This is a genomic window from Pseudotenacibaculum sp. MALMAid0570 (assembly GCF_040151415.1).
GTDB lineage: Bacteria > Bacteroidota > Bacteroidia > Flavobacteriales > Flavobacteriaceae > Polaribacter.
Map to the genome: position 1 here is coordinate 166,414 of NZ_JBDKWF010000045.1, position 15,933 is coordinate 182,346.

The 15,933-nt window shown below is 32.5% G+C and carries 16 protein-coding genes; 6 read left to right on the top strand and 10 right to left on the bottom strand.

Annotation, left to right across the window (positions count from 1 at the left end):
* Positions 1 to 97 precede the first annotated feature (97 nt).
* The 6 genes from AAON49_RS03995 to AAON49_RS04020 are packed head-to-tail and all read left to right on the top strand — an operon-like array spanning position 98 to position 5,256.
* Positions 98 to 1,444, top strand: a complete 1,347-nt coding sequence (locus AAON49_RS03995; RefSeq protein WP_349552817.1) for a transporter — start codon at positions 98 to 100, stop codon at positions 1,442 to 1,444.
* A 17-nt stretch (positions 1,445 to 1,461) separates the two neighbouring features.
* Positions 1,462 to 2,580 (top strand): GTP cyclohydrolase, encoded by a 1,119-nt coding sequence (locus tag AAON49_RS04000; RefSeq protein WP_349552818.1) that lies wholly within the window; start codon positions 1,462 to 1,464, stop codon positions 2,578 to 2,580.
* Positions 2,580 to 3,287 carry a 16S rRNA (uracil(1498)-N(3))-methyltransferase gene (locus AAON49_RS04005; protein ID WP_349552819.1) on the top strand — a complete coding sequence of 236 codons (708 nt, stop codon included), beginning with the start codon at positions 2,580 to 2,582 and terminating at the stop codon, positions 3,285 to 3,287. The genes AAON49_RS04000 and AAON49_RS04005 overlap by 1 nt, the downstream gene beginning before the upstream one ends.
* 41 nt (positions 3,288 to 3,328) lie before the next feature.
* Positions 3,329 to 3,970 carry a DUF4159 domain-containing protein gene (locus AAON49_RS04010; RefSeq protein WP_349552989.1) on the top strand — a complete coding sequence of 214 codons (642 nt, stop codon included), beginning with the start codon at positions 3,329 to 3,331 and terminating at the stop codon, positions 3,968 to 3,970.
* A complete protein-coding gene (locus tag AAON49_RS04015) occupies positions 3,954 to 4,868 on the top strand; it encodes a bile acid:sodium symporter family protein (RefSeq protein ID WP_349552820.1) in 915 nt (304 codons plus the stop codon). The genes AAON49_RS04010 and AAON49_RS04015 overlap by 17 nt, the downstream gene beginning before the upstream one ends.
* A 7-nt stretch (positions 4,869 to 4,875) precedes the next feature.
* Complete coding sequence (locus tag AAON49_RS04020) at positions 4,876 to 5,256, top strand: hypothetical protein (protein ID WP_349552821.1); 381 nt, start codon at positions 4,876 to 4,878, stop codon at positions 5,254 to 5,256.
* Between the two features lie 22 nt (positions 5,257 to 5,278).
* Here the strand turns inward: AAON49_RS04020 and AAON49_RS04025 are convergent, their stop codons facing one another.
* The 10 genes from AAON49_RS04025 to AAON49_RS04070 form a co-directional block, all read right to left on the bottom strand.
* Positions 5,279 to 5,977 carry a sulfite exporter TauE/SafE family protein gene (locus tag AAON49_RS04025; RefSeq protein WP_349552823.1) on the bottom strand — a complete coding sequence of 233 codons (699 nt, stop codon included), beginning with the start codon at positions 5,975 to 5,977 and terminating at the stop codon, positions 5,279 to 5,281.
* Complete coding sequence (locus AAON49_RS04030; RefSeq protein ID WP_349552824.1) at positions 5,977 to 6,423, bottom strand: FixH family protein; 447 nt, start codon at positions 6,421 to 6,423, stop codon at positions 5,977 to 5,979. The genes AAON49_RS04025 and AAON49_RS04030 overlap by 1 nt, the downstream gene beginning before the upstream one ends.
* 12 nt (positions 6,424 to 6,435) lie before the next feature.
* Positions 6,436 to 7,857: a cytochrome c oxidase accessory protein CcoG gene (ccoG, locus tag AAON49_RS04035; protein ID WP_349552825.1), complete on the bottom strand. Its 1,422-nt coding sequence runs from the start codon at positions 7,855 to 7,857 to the stop codon at positions 6,436 to 6,438.
* A gap of 38 nt (positions 7,858 to 7,895) precedes the next feature.
* Complete coding sequence (locus AAON49_RS04040) at positions 7,896 to 8,759, bottom strand: cbb3-type cytochrome c oxidase N-terminal domain-containing protein (protein ID WP_349552826.1); 864 nt, start codon at positions 8,757 to 8,759, stop codon at positions 7,896 to 7,898.
* Between the two features lie 3 nt (positions 8,760 to 8,762).
* The gene (locus AAON49_RS04045; RefSeq protein ID WP_349552827.1) at positions 8,763 to 8,942 is read right to left on the bottom strand and encodes a CcoQ/FixQ family Cbb3-type cytochrome c oxidase assembly chaperone; all 180 of its coding nucleotides are present in this window, start codon (positions 8,940 to 8,942) and stop codon (positions 8,763 to 8,765) included.
* Between the two features lie 4 nt (positions 8,943 to 8,946).
* Positions 8,947 to 11,154, bottom strand: coding sequence for a cytochrome-c oxidase, cbb3-type subunit I (gene ccoN / locus AAON49_RS04050; RefSeq protein ID WP_349552828.1), 2,208 nt, complete (start codon positions 11,152 to 11,154; stop codon positions 8,947 to 8,949).
* Between the two features lie 31 nt (positions 11,155 to 11,185).
* Positions 11,186 to 11,383, bottom strand: coding sequence for a cbb3-type cytochrome oxidase assembly protein CcoS (gene ccoS, locus AAON49_RS04055; protein ID WP_349552829.1), 198 nt, complete (start codon positions 11,381 to 11,383; stop codon positions 11,186 to 11,188).
* A gap of 80 nt (positions 11,384 to 11,463) precedes the next feature.
* Positions 11,464 to 12,816, bottom strand: a complete 1,353-nt coding sequence (gene hemN, locus AAON49_RS04060; protein ID WP_349552830.1) for an oxygen-independent coproporphyrinogen III oxidase — start codon at positions 12,814 to 12,816, stop codon at positions 11,464 to 11,466.
* Between the two features lie 6 nt (positions 12,817 to 12,822).
* Complete coding sequence (gene deoC, locus AAON49_RS04065) at positions 12,823 to 13,491, bottom strand: deoxyribose-phosphate aldolase (RefSeq protein ID WP_349552832.1); 669 nt, start codon at positions 13,489 to 13,491, stop codon at positions 12,823 to 12,825.
* The gene (locus tag AAON49_RS04070; protein ID WP_349552834.1) at positions 13,488 to 15,863 is read right to left on the bottom strand and encodes a heavy metal translocating P-type ATPase; all 2,376 of its coding nucleotides are present in this window, start codon (positions 15,861 to 15,863) and stop codon (positions 13,488 to 13,490) included. The genes deoC and AAON49_RS04070 overlap by 4 nt, the downstream gene beginning before the upstream one ends.
* Between the last annotated feature and the right edge of the window lie 70 nt (positions 15,864 to 15,933).

The window sequence follows — 15,933 nt, forward strand, 5'->3', positions numbered from 1 at the left end:
TCTAAAAAAGTATTTATTGCATTTGATGAGTCCTATTTTTACAGTATGTTTGTGTAAAACCAAAACTATTTTTAGGTTTTTGCAACTAACTAACTTTATGAATCTACTCCAAAAATTGTGGTTTTTGCTGATGTTTTTAACCATCAGTATGGTTTCTGCCCAATATACTGGAGTGATTAACTCTAATAGGCCTGGTTTTTCTGAAAGCCCATATAGTGTTGGTACTGGTATCTATCAATTAGAAACCAGTATATTTTATAGAAAAACTCAAATCGTCCCTACATTTTCTAGACCTCAATCCAATGGTATTGATTTTCTCTTTAGAACTAGCTTTTTTAAAGAACGTCTTGAGTTGAATTTAAATTTCAGATATCAGAGAGATCAAATAGCTTTTCAAAACATCTTTACTTCAAGTTATTTTAAAGGAGGAATTAGCAACTTAACTATCGCTGGAAAATATCTCCTATATGAACATAAATACAAAGACAAATCAAAAGAAGTAAGAAGTTGGGTTGAACGTCATCGATTTGATTGGAGCAGGTTAATCCCTTCTGTTGCCGTTTATGCTGGGATAAATCCTGGAATTGAGAGTGATATTTTTAGTACTGGAGGTTTTTCACCTAAGGCAGGTGTTTTACTTCAAAACGATCTTACAAGAGACTTGAATGTTGTTACCAACTTGTTTTACGATAAGATTACAACCCCTTTACCAGAGTTTTCCTATATCGTAACAGCTACCTATAGTTTTAATGACAGATGGTCTACTTTTTTTGAAAATCAAACCATCTTTACTAAAACTCGAACTAGCACCAACCTAGGTTCTGGAATTGCTTTCTTATTCAATAGAAATCTTCAAATTAATAGTTCGTTGCGTTTAATTGCTGAAGGAAAAGCGAAAGGTTTTTACACTTCATTTGGAGCATCATACAGATTAGACAAACACAAAGATGAAGTTATTGAGGTAGATGAATATGGAAATCCTATTGAAGAAGAAGTGGAAACTGTAAAGAAAAAAGGATTCTTTGGTCGCTTGTTTGGAAAAGTTACTGGCATCTTTAAAAGCAAGAAGAAAAAAGCAGCTAATAATGTAGAACTAAAAGATAAAACTATTGAGTCTATTAGAAAAAACACAAATAAGGATGAAATAAACCTTAACAACGATACGATTCAAAAAGCTACACCAAAACCTATTAGAACAAGGCCTAAGCGTGTGAGAGTAAGACCTTCAAAAATTAAGCCTGTAAAAGACAAGACTAAAAAAGGGTTGTTTGGTTTCTTAAAAGGTAAAACAGCTGAAGAAAAAGAAAAAGCTAAAAAAGACAAACAAGCTGAGAAAGAAAAAAAGAGATTAGAAAAGGAGAAGAAAAAACAAGAAGCCAAAAAGAAGAAAGAGGAAAAGAAAAAAAATAAGAATAGTGGAAAAAAGGAAGATGAGAATGGTTAAATTTTTATTTTAGTAGCATGATTACGGTACAAGAAATGATTACAAAAAAGGAAATGAAACAGTTTGTGAAATTTCCTTTTTCGATTTATAAAGACAACCCTTATTGGGTTCCTCCTATTATCAAAGATGAGTTACAAACTCTTGACAAAGAAAAAAATCCTGCTTTTGAAAATGCTGAAGCTCGCTTTTTTGTAGCTCTTAAAGATGGGAAAATAGTTGGAAGACTTGCTGCTATCATTAATTGGTACGAAGTTAATGAGCAGCAAATTAAAAAAATGCGTTTTGGTTGGTATGATGTTGTTGATGACATCAATGTATCTAAGATACTTATTGAAAAAGTAAAAGAAATCGGTTACCAAAATCAATTGGAATATATAGAAGGGCCCGTTGGGTTTTCTAACCTAGATAAAGTAGGTGTTTTAATTGAAGGTTTTGATCATATAGGAACAATGATTACCTGGTATTCGCAACCTCATTACAAAGATCATTTAGAACAACTAGGTTTTGTAAAAGAAAAAGAATACTTAGAAAATAAGTTTCAAATAAAAAATGTAGATCCAGTTTATTACGATAGAATTGCCAAAATTATTTCTCGTCGTTTTAATTTGAAAGCTTTAAACTTCACAAAAACAAAAGACATCATGCCTTATGTTGATGAGATGTTTGAATTATTTGGAAAAACATATTCTAAGCTTTCTTCATATGTACCCATTTCAGACACGCAAATTAAATATTTTAAAGAACGATACATTGGTTTCATCAATCCAGAATTTATCAAATTTGTTATTGATGAGAATGGAAAATTAGTTGCTTTTGCTATTATTATGCCTTCTTTTTCTAAAGCATTACAGAAAGCAAATGGCTCTTTATTTCCGTTTGGAATGTTCAATCTTTTAAAGGCAAGAAAGAATCCTAAAGTGGTTACCTCCTATTTAATTGGCGTAGATGAGCAATATCAAAATAAAGGAGTTACAGCAATCATTTTTAATGAATATAAGAAAACTTGTACTGAAAAAGGAGTAGAAACTATGGTGAGAACTCCCGAATTAGAAGACAATACTGCCATTCACCAAATTTGGAAAAACTTTGATCCCGTAACTCACAAAAGAAGAAGAACTTATCGATTAGACTTATAATGCAGTTATTTTATAATCAACATATTAACCAAAGTACAGAGCAAATTACTTTTGATAAAGTTGAGAGTAGACACATTGTAAAAGTTTTGCGAAAAAAAGAAGGTGATCGTATTACCATCAGTAACGGTAAAGGATGGTTATTTACTTCAGAAATTATCCTTGCAAGTGATAAAAAATGTATTGCAAATATTATAGCCAAAGAGGAAAAAGCTAAGCAACGTGATTATTATTTACATATTGCTATTGCCCCCACGAAGAATAACGAACGATTGGAATGGTTTTTAGAAAAAGCTACTGAAATAGGTATTGATGAAATTACTCCCATCATTTGTCAAAATTCAGAAAGAAAAGTCATCAAGGCAGAAAGACTCGAAAAAATTATTCTATCTGCTGCAAAACAATCTTTAAAATATCACCTTCCAAAACTTAATGCAGTTTCAACTTTTAACGATTTCTTACAAACAAATTCTAAAGAAAACATATACATTGCTCATTGTTATGATGGAGAAAAAGAGTTGATGAAAAATATTGTAAAATCGAAGCAAAACATAACAATTCTAATTGGTCCTGAAGGCGATTTTTCTTTAGAAGAAGTTTCAAAGAGTGTTGCAGCCAGCTATATTCCTATTTCCTTAGGTGAAGCACGTTTAAGAACAGAAACTGCCGCTTTGGTCTCTGTTCAAAATGTAGCTTTTATCAACCAATAAAAAAGAATTCTTATCTTGCTATAAATTCAATCGAATTGAAAATTAAAAGCCTATTTTTTCTTTTTGTATTTTCTACTTTGTTGCAAATTTCTGCTCAAGAAGTTGCTATTTTAAAATACAATGGTGGCGGCGATTGGTATTCGAATCCAACTGCATTGCCTAATTTGATTGATTATACGAACGAAAACTCAAACACAAAGATTACTAAAGATCCTACTTCTGTAGCTGTAGGAAACTCAGATCTTTTTAATTTTCCAATTGTTTTCATGACAGGTCATGGTAATGTGTTCTTCTCCAAAGATGAAGCTACCAACTTAAGAAATTATTTGACATCTGGTGGTTTTTTACATATTTCAGACAACTATGGATTAGATAAGTATATTCGAAGAGAAATGAAAAAGGTATTTCCAAAACTTACTTTTCAGGAGATTCCTAAAGATCATGCCATTTACAATCAGACATTTACCTTTAAAGATGGTTTGCCAAAGATTCATGAACATGACAAAAAAGCCCCTCAAGGTTTTGGCCTGTTCTACCAAGGAAGATTGGTTTGTTTTTATGATTATGAATCTGATTTAAGTGATGGTTGGGAAGATGCTTCTATTCACAATAATCCTCAAGAAGCTCGATTGAAAGCCTTAAAAATGGGAGCCAATATTATAGAATATGCTTTTAAAAACTGACTCTAACCTTAACATTGACGAGATTCGAATTAATTTTGATACAGAGTCTCTCTGGATTCTTAACATAGCCATTGCTATTATCATGTTTGGTGTTGCTTTAGGAATTACTATGGAAGATTTCAAGAGATTACTTAGAAATCCGAAAATATTATTGGTTGGAATCTTTTCACAATTTATCTTACTACCGGCACTAACGTTTATTGCGATTATAATTATCAAACCTCATCCAAGCTTTGCTTTGGGTATGATGATGATTGCTGCTTGCCCAGGAGGAAATGTATCTAATTTCTTTAGTAAAATGGCAAAAGGAAACGCAGCTTTGTCTGTTAGTTTAACTGCTTTTGCAACTTTAGTGTGTTTAGTAATGACTCCTTTTAACTTACAGTTTTGGGGAGGTTTGTATGCGCCTACTGATGCTATTTTAAAAACCGTAGAGTTAGATCCTTTTGAACTTTTTAAACTCGTACTGCTTATTTTAGGTATTCCATTGCTAGCAGGAATGATTGTAAACCATAAGTATCCTGATGCAGCTAAAAAGATTGAAAAAGTTTTAAAACCTTTTTCAATGATCGTTTTTCTTGCCTTAATTGTAATTGCTTTTTATGAGAACATCGATATATTCTTAGACTATATTTATTTAGTTGCTGCACTGGTAATCTTTCACAATATTGGTGCTTATATTATTGGTTATTATACTGCAAAGGGGTTTGGATTGGAGCAAAAAGATGTGAAGACCATTTCTATTGAAACTGGAATTCAAAATGGAGGTCTAGGATTATTGCTCATCTTTGGTTTTTTTGAAGGTTTAGGCGGAATGGCATTGCTTGCTGCCTTTTGGGGTATTTGGGATATCTTTTCTGGAATGGCGTTGGCCGCTTACTGGGGAAGGAAAAAATAGTTTTAATATGAATTTTAAACTAAATATAAAACTTAGCTTCATCATTTTAATTGTTGTTTTATTTTTCTCCTGCACTAGAAATGAAAAGTTTGACAGTAAAAAGTGGAAAGAATCTACTAAAATTTTCTTGTCTGATGAAAGACTAAAAATGGTTAATGATTTAATCAGCAGTAGACTTTTATTGGGAAAGAGCGAAAATGAAATTATACAACAAATTGGAGAAAATTCTAATTATAGATTAGGCATTCCAGAAGCAAATCCTATAAAATACTTTTCTGTGTATGATAGATATGAATGGGATATAGATCCTGTGGAACTTATATTTTTAAAAATTGAATTTGATAATAAAGGCAAATCATCAAAGGTTGAGTTATTTTCTAAAAAGTAAATGATTAGCTTCGATTTTTAAATTAGTAACAAGTCTGAGTAGCATCTACTAAATCATGAATAGGTTTTGGAGATACATACGGAATTCCCAATCCTAATCCTCTTAACACAAAAAAAGCACCAATAACCACTACAAAAACAGGAATCAGTTTTTGAATTCTCTGACGATTTATGGCATTGGTAATATTTCCTAACAGAACTACAGCACTCATCAAAGGAACCGTTCCTAATCCAAACAATGCCATGTATAGCATTCCTTGCACAAAAGTTTCTGAGGTTAAAGAAGCTATCATAGCCATATATACCAATCCGCATGGCAATAATCCGTTTAAAAACCCAATAGTAAAAAATGTTGAGCTCTCTTTCTTTTTTAATGAACTTCCTAATTGATTCTTGATATTGTTTGTAAATCTAATGAGAGGTCTCGCTATAGAAAGTTTAGAGAATGCTTTGGGAAGAACAATGCTTCCTATCATAATGAGTCCTACTGCAATAGAAAGTTGCTGTTGTAATCCAAAAAAGTAAAATCCTTTTCCTAACAATCCAAACAGCATTCCTATAAGTGAGTAGGAAAAAATGCGGCCTAGATGATACAAGCTTGTTTGCAGTATCCCTTTGGTTTTATTCACTCTATTAATAGGCAACATAAAGGCGATAGGGCCACACATTCCCATACAATGAAAGCTTCCTAACAAACCAAAAAGTAATGCCGTATAAATCATTAATAAAGAATTTCTTTTGAAAAGAAGTATTTTTTATTCTTATGTTTGACTTCAATTGAAATGTTCCAGCGACCACCCGATAAGTTATTGTCAGGCACGAGCAAATAATTATTGGTAATTGAAAATGGAATTTCAAAATCCAATTTCTTATCAGATGGTCTGTATAGGAACATTTTTCCTTCAATCTTTTCTTTTTGAAACGCCTTTGGAAACCTTACGAAAAGTCCATCAGCTGTTTTTTCTACAGTAATATTTTCACCTAGATCAAGTGCATTTTTTGAAGCATCAATTTTGTCTTGATAAGTAAGTTCTTTTTCATAATAATTTTCGGTAACTAAATCGTGATTGTACTGATTATCTGTCATCATCGTAACTACAAAGTACATGATGAATCCTACAAATAACACGATAGCGATTACAATACTTTTTCCCCAATTCATCTTCATAATACTAGGTTTTTATCTATAACTTCTTGGTCCCAAGAAATTTGTTGTTGTTGTTTCTATTAATTGATTCCCGCTAAAAACTCCTATTCTTACCCTTACTTTATCTTTTTTCAATGCAGATGTTGGCAATTCTATAAATAATGTGCCTTCAGACAATCCTTGTTTAGGAATTTGAAACGTATGATGTGTTACTATTTTGATTTCTCCTTCATGTGACAAGAGTTTATAGCTAACATTATTAATATCTCTTGTTGTTTTATTAATTACTTTATAGGTATATACATTGCTTATAATGTTATTTTCTTTCTTTTGATACAACTGACCTGGCAATCTTAAAATAGTAGCCTCAACATCATTCCTTAAGAACAACATCCCTATTAAAACAAAAGTTAGAATTCCTAAAACAGCTGTGTATCCTTTCATTCGCGCTGTAAACTTGAAAGAAGCCTTTTTCTCAATATTATCAATACTTGCATAACGAATTAGACCTGTGGGCAATCCTACTTTTTCCATCATATCATCGCATTCATCTATACAAGCTGTACAATTCACACATTCTAATTGTGTTCCGTTTCTAATATCTATTCCTGTTGGACAAACATGCACGCATTGTTTGCAATCTATACAGTCTCCTTTTCCACTAGTAACTCTATCTTCATTCTTCTTAAATTTTGCTCTCCCTTTTTCTTTTTCTCCTCGTTTATAATCGTAAGCAACAACGATAGATTGATTGTCTAATAAAACACCTTGTAATCTACCATAAGGACAAGCGATGATACATACTTGTTCTCGAAACCAAGCAAAAACAAAGTAAAAAACACCTGTAAATATGAGCAAAGATATAAGTGTACTTAAATGATCTAAAGGAGATGAAAACACATAACTAATTAGTTTATCGCTTCCAATTAAATAAGCTAAAAACACATTGGCTATAAGAAAGGAGATAACAAAGAAAATTATCCATTTGAGAACTCTCTTTCTTATTTTTTCTGCATTCCAAGCTTGTTTGCTAAGTCTTATCTGTTTACCTCGATCTCCTTCAATCCAATATTCTATTTTTCTGAAGACCATTTCCATGAAAATGGTTTGAGGACAGATCCATCCACAGAAAATTCGACCAAAGACTACCGTGAAAAGTGTTACAAAAATAACACCGATGATCATTGAAATAACAAACAGATGAAAGTCTTGAGGCCAGAATGGAAATCCGAAAATATTAAACCTTCTGTCTAGCACATTAAACAGTAAAAACTGATTGCCGTTTATCTTTATAAAAGGAGCTGAGAATAAAAATCCTAGTAGAAAATAACTAACCCAAGTACGGTATTTAAAAAACCTTCCTTTTGGTTTTTTAGGAAACACCCAAGACCTTTTACCACTTTCATCAATAGTACCTATACTATCTCTAAATTTTTCGTTCTTGGGTGCCTCCATATCTAACTACTAAAACTAATTTTAAATTTCTATTGTATCTATTCCTTCCAGATTTCTCCTTCTGGCTTTTTGGGTTTGGCAGGTGTAGTACCTTGTAAAGACAATATGTAACTTGCTACTTTTTCTATATCGGCAGATTTTAAAGTAGCTTTCCATGCTATCATTCCTTTTCCGGATCTTCCTCCTTCAGAAATTGTAGTAAACACATTGCTAATACCTCCTCCTAAAATCCAATTCTCATCAGTTAGATTAGGTCCTATTCCTCCGCCTCCATCTACAGCATGGCAGCTTACACAGTTTAAATTAAAAATAGCTTTTCCTCTTTTTAATGAAGATTCATCTGTAAGTATTTGTGCCGTGGTAGCATCAATAATCTTAGTATTAGGATTGCTTTTAAACTTGTCTATAAGTTGTTTGGCTTCAGCTAATTCTTTTTGATATTCTGTAGCCTGATCATCTCCATCCAACACATGGTATTTTACTAGGTAAATCACCCCAAATAATATGGTTGCATAAAACATATAAATCCACCATGGTGGTAATGAGTTGTCTAACTCTTTAATCCCGTCATAATTATGATCTAAAATGATTTCCTCTTCCTCATCTATAGCTTTTGATTTTGTCCATTGCTTGATTATTTTTTTAAACCAAGCATATTTATCTATTGAAGCAGGATTTATTCCTTGTTTTTCTAGCTCTAAATCTTCAGCTCTTTTTAGAGCTACTACGTTTAAAACTTCTTTTAAGATTACAACTAAAGCAAAAGAGATTAATGCAATCCAAACAAGTGGATTTTCATAAATATCAAATGGGTTCTCATATGCAACAAATGCAGTTGTTAGTCCAATAAAAGTGACGATTAAAAAAGCTATGTAAAAAACTGATTGTATGTACTTTTTCATGATTTAAAATTTTATATTTTCGTCTAAAGGAATTCTACTCACTCTATTGATATAATCTTTCTTTGCTGTAAAAACCCACCAAAATAGTGCTACAAAAAAGCTAAAGAAGATAACTAGTGATATCAATGGATATATCTCAATTCCTGTTATGGTTTCTAAATGATTCTTTACAAATTTCAACATGACACTATTCTTTTGCGGTTAATTCTTCTTGAGTATTAGTTACTTTAATATCTGTTCCTAAACGTTGCAGATAAGCAATTAGAGCAATGATTTCTCTTTCTTTTAACGGAACATACTGATCTCCTAAATCTTTCTTTTCTTGTTCGAAAGAACTTTTGATATCGGGATCTTGAAATAAATTCTCTACAATACGTTCTGCTTGCGCGTTCATATGCTCTCTAGCATTTGCAATATCTTCTTCAGTATAGGGAACACCAAGACTTACCATTGCTTTCATCTTCGCTTCTGCATCAGACAAATCATGCTTGTTCTTAATAATCCACTGATATGCTGGCATTATAGAACCTGATGAAGTACTTTGCGGATCATACATGTGGTTGAAATGCCAACTATCTGCATACTTCCCTCCAATTCTCATTAAATCGGGTCCAGTTCGTTTACTTCCCCATAAGAATGGGTGATCATAAACATACTCACCAGCCATAGAATATTGCTTGTTGGTAGTCCAGTCATAACGTTCAACCTCACTTCTAAAAGGTCTAATCATTTGTGAGTGACATCCTACACATCCTTCTCTTATGTATATATCTCTACCTTCTAGTTCTAATGGCGTATAAGGTTTTACACTTGTAATAGTTGGAATATTAGAATCTACCAAGAGTGTAGGAATTATTTGTACAATACCTCCTATAAGAATTGCTATTGTAGCATAGATGGTTAATTTAACTGGTTTTCTCTCTAACCAAGTGTGGTAACCTTCTCCTTTTAATCGATGTTTTGAAACTTTTGTAAGAGCTGGAGCTTCTGCTAATTCGTCCGTTACTTTTGATCCAGAACGAACTGTCATCACAACATTGTATAGCATAACAATAGCTCCTAGGATAAACAAACTACCTCCAATGGCTCTCATCCAATACATGGGTACGATTTCATTAACTGTTTCTAGGAAGTTTCCATAAGTTAATGTTCCATCTGGATTAAATTGTTTCCACATAGATGCTTGTACAAATCCAGCAACATACATTGGCAATGCATAAATAACAATTCCTAAAGTTCCTATCCAAAAATGGAAGTTTGCCAGCCCTTTAGAGAACAGTTTTGTTTTAAACATTCTTGGAATTAGCCAATACAGCATACCAAAGGTTAAGAATCCGTTCCAAGCTAAAGCTCCCACGTGTACGTGAGCAATAACCCAATCGCTAAAGTGTGCTATAGCATTTACATTTTTTAAGGATAGCATTGGCCCTTCAAAGGTTGCCATACCGTATCCAGTAATAGCAACTACCATAAATTTTAAAACTGGGTCTGTTCTTACTTTATCCCAAGCGCCACGCAATGTTAGCAATCCGTTAATCATACCTCCCCAAGATGGAGCGATTAACATTACAGAAAAGGCAACTCCTAAATTCTGAGCCCAATCTGGCAATGATGAATATAACAAGTGGTGTGGTCCTGCCCAGATATAAATAAAGATCAAAGACCAAAAGTGTACAATTGATAATCTATATGAATACACGGGTCTATTAGCCGCTTTGGGTACAAAGTAGTACATCAATCCTAAGAACGGAGTTGTTAAGAAAAAGGCTACAGCATTATGCCCATACCACCATTGTACTAAAGCATCTTGCACACCTGCATAAACAGAGTAACTTTTCAAGAAGCTAACTGGGAGTTCTAAACTATTAAAAATATGGAGTACTGCAACTGTAACAAAAGTTCCTAAGTAGAACCATACCGCTACGTATAAATGTCTTTGGCGCCTCTTTAAAATGGTCCAAATCATATTGGCTCCAAAGGCAACCCAAACCAAAGCAATTGCAATATCAATTGGCCACTCTAACTCTGCGTATTCTTTAGAAGTAGTATATCCTAAAGGCAGTGTAATAGCAGCAGCAACAATAATTAATTGCCATCCCCAGAAATTAAATTTGCTTAAAAAATCGCTAGCCATTCTGGCTTTTAGTAATCGCTGAAGAGAGTAATATACTCCAGCAAAAATAGCATTCCCAACAAAAGCAAAAATAACCGCGTTTGTATGTAATGGTCTTAAACGACCAAAACTCAGCCACGAGATTCCGTCTGTTATATTGGGAAATAAGAACATAAACGCTAGTAACAATCCGATAGAGAATCCTACAATTCCCCAAAGTAAAGTAGCGTAGATGAATTTTTTTACGATTTTATTGTCGTAATAAAATTGTTGTACTTCCATAGTTTAGTATTTAAAAAATATATTTAGTTAGTTATTTTTCTATTTTAACTTCAGTAGACCTCATGGTTTGAGAAGGGGTTTCTTTGACAATTTCATCATCAAACAACATCCTTACAGATGGTGTGTATGAATCATCGTATTGACCCTTCTTTATTGATACAATAAATGCTATGAAAAAAATTAAAGCAACAAGTATACTTAGTGCTAGTAGTAAATAAATTACGCTCATAAGGTGCCTGATAAAATCTATGTAAAATTACATCTGGACACCTTCTTAAAACATGATATTTGTCATGTTTTAGATTCTTTTTAAACGGTTAAAGAAAAACGTTCTTTAGTTGTCTGATTTTCGTTTAAATAAGCATCAAAAGCCATACAAACATTACGAATAAACGGCTGTCCTTTCTCTAAAACTTTTAGCTTTTGGGGAGTTATGATGATCAATTGATCTTCTTCTAATTCTTTGAGTAATGAATTGTTGATATTTAGCTCTTGAAGTGTAGAATCCCATGAGGTTTCAAATTGACACATGAGATTTAGAATATGTGTACGAACTATTCTATCTTTTTCAGATAATATATGCCCTCTAAAAACAGGAATTTCGCCTTTGTTCACTAAAGTTTGGTATTCTTTTATAGTTTTAACGTTTTGTGCAAACCCTGTCCAAGAATCAGAAATTGAAGACATCCCCAAACCAATCATTAAAGATGTTTTTTGAGCTGTATATCCCATAAAGTTTCTATGTAGTTTCTTTGCTTTAGTAGATGTATATAGATGATCTGTTGGTAAAGAAAAATGATCCATCCCAATCTCTATATATCCTAATTCTGAAAGCAAATCTTTTCCTACTTCATACAATTCTCGTTTTTCTTCATCTCTAGGCAAATCTATTTCTTGAAAACCTCTTTGACCTACTCCTTTTATCCAAGGCACATGAGCATAACTATAGAATGAAATTCTATCGGGGTATAGCGATTTTGTTTTTTGAATTGTCTCTATCATACATTCCTTTGTTTGAAATGGTAAGCCAAAAACCAAGTCATGGCTAATAGACGTGTATCCAATCTCCCTAGCTAACGTAGTTACTTTCTCAACTTGTTTAAAAGGTTGCACCCGATGAATAGCCTTCTGTACTTTTTCATTGTAATCTTGTACACCAAAACTTACTCTTGTAAAACCTAAGTCATACAAGGCTTGCAAATGCTCTCTAGTGGTATTATTTGGATGTCCCTCAAAACTAAATTCATAGTCAGGATGTTTGATAGATTTTGATAAAATACCATTCATCAATTCTTGCAAATTTTTAGGCGAAAAAAAAGTTGGTGTTCCTCCACCTAAATGAACCTCTTTAACAACAGGTATTTCATTCATTAGATTTGTATATAACTCCCATTCTTTCAGGACAGTTTGTATATACGGATCTTCCATCTCATGACGCTTAGTAATGTGTTTATGGCAAGCGCAAAATGTACATAAACTTTCACAAAAAGGTAAGTGAATATATAGACTAATTCCTTCGCTATGATTAGTTGTTTGAAATGTTTTCTGAAAAGAACGAATCCATGCATTCTTAGTAAACTCTTTATCATTCCAAAAAGGAACTGTTGGATAACTCGTGTATCTAGGTCCTGGAACGTTGTATTTCTGAATTAAATTTTCCATTCGTTACTAATAATCCATAAAATTTCCATCCTTATTTCTCTTTATAATTTTAACTCCAGAGGATGTTCCTAATCTAGTAGCTCCAGCTTCAATAAACTTTAGCGCTATCGTATAATCTTTAATTCCTCCTGAAGCTTTCACTTGTGCTTTTTCTCCTACGATCTCTTTCATAAGTTTTACATCTTCTAATTCTGCTCCGCCCGTTCCAAAACCTGAAGAAGTTTTTATGAAATCTGCATTGGCTTTAAGGGCTAAATTTGAAGCTGTAATGATTTCTTCTTTGGTAAGGTAACAGGTTTCTAAAATGACTTTTAACACTTTATTGCCTATAGTTTCTTTCATGATTTTTAGTTCTTCATAGGCAGCTTCGTAATCACCCGATTTTAACAATCCAATGTTTAAAACCATATCAATTTCATCAGCACCATTAGCCATACAGTTTAGAGCTTCAGCTACTTTTGATTTGACATCCATAGCTCCTAAAGGAAAACCAACAACTGCAGCCACTTTCACATTACTCTCTTTCAAATATTCTTTTGCAAGACTCACGTAACAACCGTTAACACATACAGCATAAAAATTATACTCAACAGCTTCTTTGCATAATTGAAGTATTTGTTCTTTGGTTGTAGTTGCTTTGAGTAAAGTATGATCTATATATTTTGAAATGTTCATTTTTTTAATTTTTGGCTTATAATATTGGTTGCTAACGTTGTGAAAACTACAATACTTATAGAGCTTAAAGGCATTAGTATTGCCGCTACTACTGGAGATAACTGACCAGTCACAGCAAAATAGAGTCCTATAACGTTATACACTAAAGATAATAAGAATGCATGTTTTATAACCTTTATCGATCTTTTTGTTAAGTTTAAAAACAATGGAATCTTTTTAAATTTCTCTGCTGAAAGAATTCCATCACACGCTGGCGAAAACACATTAATGTCTTCTGAAATAGATATTCCAATATTGCTTTGTGCTAAAGCTCCAGAGTCGTTTAATCCATCTCCAACCATCATCACGTGTTTGTTTTTTTCTTGATGCTTTTGTATGTAATCTAATTTATGTTCAGGTTTCTGATTAAAGTGCATTTCCGTTTTCTCTGGCAAAATAGATTTCAAATAGTTCTTTTCACCTTCATTATCTCCTGATAAAATTGCCAGCTCATATTGCTTATCTAGAGTATCAAAAACTTTTTTCACTCCTTCTCTGTATGAATTTTTAATTGTGTACTTTCCTGTATAGCGGTCATTAAAGCTTACATGAACAGAGGTATCATAACTTAATACATTTTCCTTTGCATTTACAAATGATGCAGAACCTACTTTAATTGAATTGTTATAAAATTCTGCTTGAATTCCTTTTCCTACAACTTCTTTAAAACTCTTTAGATCTGAATGTAAAGAAGTTTCCAACGTATCATAAATTTTTCTACTTAAAGGATGGTTTGAGTTTCTTAATACACTCTTTAAAATAGATTCTTGCTCTGAGGTTAATTCTTCACCTTGATAGGCAATCTCATTTTGAGAATTGCTAGTAATGGTACCTGTCTTATCAAAAACTGCCATATCTATTTTAGCTAACTGTTCTAAAACTTGAGTATTCTTTACATAGAATTTATGCTTTCCAAAGATTCGCAGCATATTTCCTAACGTAAAAGGAGCTGCTAAAGCAATTGCACAAGGACATGCAATAATTAAAACTGCTGTGAAAACCGACAAAGCTTTACTCGTATCATACAATAACCAGAATAGTGTAGCTGAGACAGCAATAGTTATCACCGCTATTGTAAAATATTTGCTAATGCTATCTGTTAAGGACTGAAAAGAAGAATTATTCTCTTTATTAAATACATCGTTAGTCCATAATTGAGTAAGATAGCTTTGCGAAACAGAAGATAGTACTTCCATTTCAACAGCTCCTTCTAATTGTTTTCCACCGGCAAAAATTTTATCTCCAGATACTTTTTGAACTGGTTTAGATTCTCCAGTTACAAAACTGTAGTCGATGTGAGTTTGATTACTCATCAAGATTCCATCTACAGGAATAAGTTCCTGATTTCTAATCAGTAATCGGTCTCCTTTTTTTACTTCATAGATACCAATATTTTCTTCTTTTTGTTCTTTTATTCTAGTAACTGCTATTGGAAAATATGATTTGTAGTCACGTTCGAACGATAAGAAGTTGTATGTTTTTTGTTGAAAAAATTTCCCAAGCAATAAAAAGAAAACCAATCCTGATAAACTGTCAAAAAAACCAGTTCCAAAATCGAAAACAACTTCAACAGTACTTCTGATAAACAAAACTGAAATTCCTAATGCTATAGGAACATCTATATTAAGAATTTTTGATTTGAGTCCTTTATATGCAGAAATAAAATAATCGTTTGCCGCATAAAAAACAACAGGAAGAGAGAAGAGCAACATCAACCATCGAAAAACGTATTTGTATTTTTCTAACCAGAACTCAGATACTTCAAAATATTCTGGAAAAGATAGGAACATAATGTTTCCAAAAGCAAAACCAGCTACTCCAAGTTTATAGTAAATAGATCTATTTACCGTTTTTGTTTTATGTTGTGCATCGTCTAAGCTAATGTATGGTTCATAACCAATGGAGGCCAATAACACAACAACTTCTTTTAGAGAGGTCTTCTTACTATTATAATGTAAGCGAATTGTTTTTTTCGGAAAATTAACTTGAGAAGAAACAATGTTTGGATTTAATCTTTGCAAGTTTTCTAATACCCAGATACAAGAACTACAATGGATATGAGGAATATACAGTGTAACTATATGTATATTATCTTCTTCGAACTCAAGCAATTTAGAAATAATGCTTTCATTAGTTAAGTAATCATACTTTCCTTTAATTTCGTTGGGAATTGCTCCGGGGTTATTTTGAAGGTCATAATAACATGTCATTTGATTTTCAGACAAGATTTCATAGACCGTTTTACATCCAAAACAACAAAATACTTTGTCCTTGCTGGTAATCAATTGATTATCGCAGGTTGTACCACAATGAAAACAAGGTTGTGATGCCATAATTATTTACTCTTTGCCTGGTACAAAATTCTGGTATCTTTTTCATTAAAAATATGACATTTATCAGCTT

Excerpts from the sequence above, each read along its gene's own strand:
- ccoG (WP_349552825.1), bottom strand. The coding sequence starts at position 7,857 with ATGGAGGCACCCAAGAACGAAAAATTTAGAGATAGTATAGGTACTATT.
- AAON49_RS04040 (WP_349552826.1), bottom strand. The coding sequence starts at position 8,759 with ATGAAAAAGTACATACAATCAGTTTTTTACATAGCTTTTTTAATCGTC.
- ccoS (WP_349552829.1), bottom strand. The coding sequence starts at position 11,383 with ATGAGCGTAATTTATTTACTACTAGCACTAAGTATACTTGTTGCTTTA.
- AAON49_RS04000 (WP_349552818.1), top strand. The coding sequence starts at position 1,462 with ATGATTACGGTACAAGAAATGATTACAAAAAAGGAAATGAAACAGTTT.
- AAON49_RS04015 (WP_349552820.1), top strand. The coding sequence starts at position 3,954 with ATGCTTTTAAAAACTGACTCTAACCTTAACATTGACGAGATTCGAATT.
- AAON49_RS04045 (WP_349552827.1), bottom strand. The coding sequence starts at position 8,942 with ATGTTGAAATTTGTAAAGAATCATTTAGAAACCATAACAGGAATTGAG.
- hemN (WP_349552830.1), bottom strand. The coding sequence starts at position 12,816 with ATGGAAAATTTAATTCAGAAATACAACGTTCCAGGACCTAGATACACG.
- AAON49_RS03995 (WP_349552817.1), top strand. The coding sequence starts at position 98 with ATGAATCTACTCCAAAAATTGTGGTTTTTGCTGATGTTTTTAACCATC.
- AAON49_RS04020 (WP_349552821.1), top strand. The coding sequence starts at position 4,876 with ATGAATTTTAAACTAAATATAAAACTTAGCTTCATCATTTTAATTGTT.
- AAON49_RS04030 (WP_349552824.1), bottom strand. The coding sequence starts at position 6,423 with ATGAAGATGAATTGGGGAAAAAGTATTGTAATCGCTATCGTGTTATTT.
- AAON49_RS04070 (WP_349552834.1), bottom strand. The coding sequence starts at position 15,863 with ATGGCATCACAACCTTGTTTTCATTGTGGTACAACCTGCGATAATCAA.
- AAON49_RS04025 (WP_349552823.1), bottom strand. The coding sequence starts at position 5,977 with ATGATTTATACGGCATTACTTTTTGGTTTGTTAGGAAGCTTTCATTGT.
- AAON49_RS04005 (WP_349552819.1), top strand. The coding sequence starts at position 2,580 with ATGCAGTTATTTTATAATCAACATATTAACCAAAGTACAGAGCAAATT.
- ccoN (WP_349552828.1), bottom strand. The coding sequence starts at position 11,154 with ATGGAAGTACAACAATTTTATTACGACAATAAAATCGTAAAAAAATTC.
- deoC (WP_349552832.1), bottom strand. The coding sequence starts at position 13,491 with ATGAACATTTCAAAATATATAGATCATACTTTACTCAAAGCAACTACA.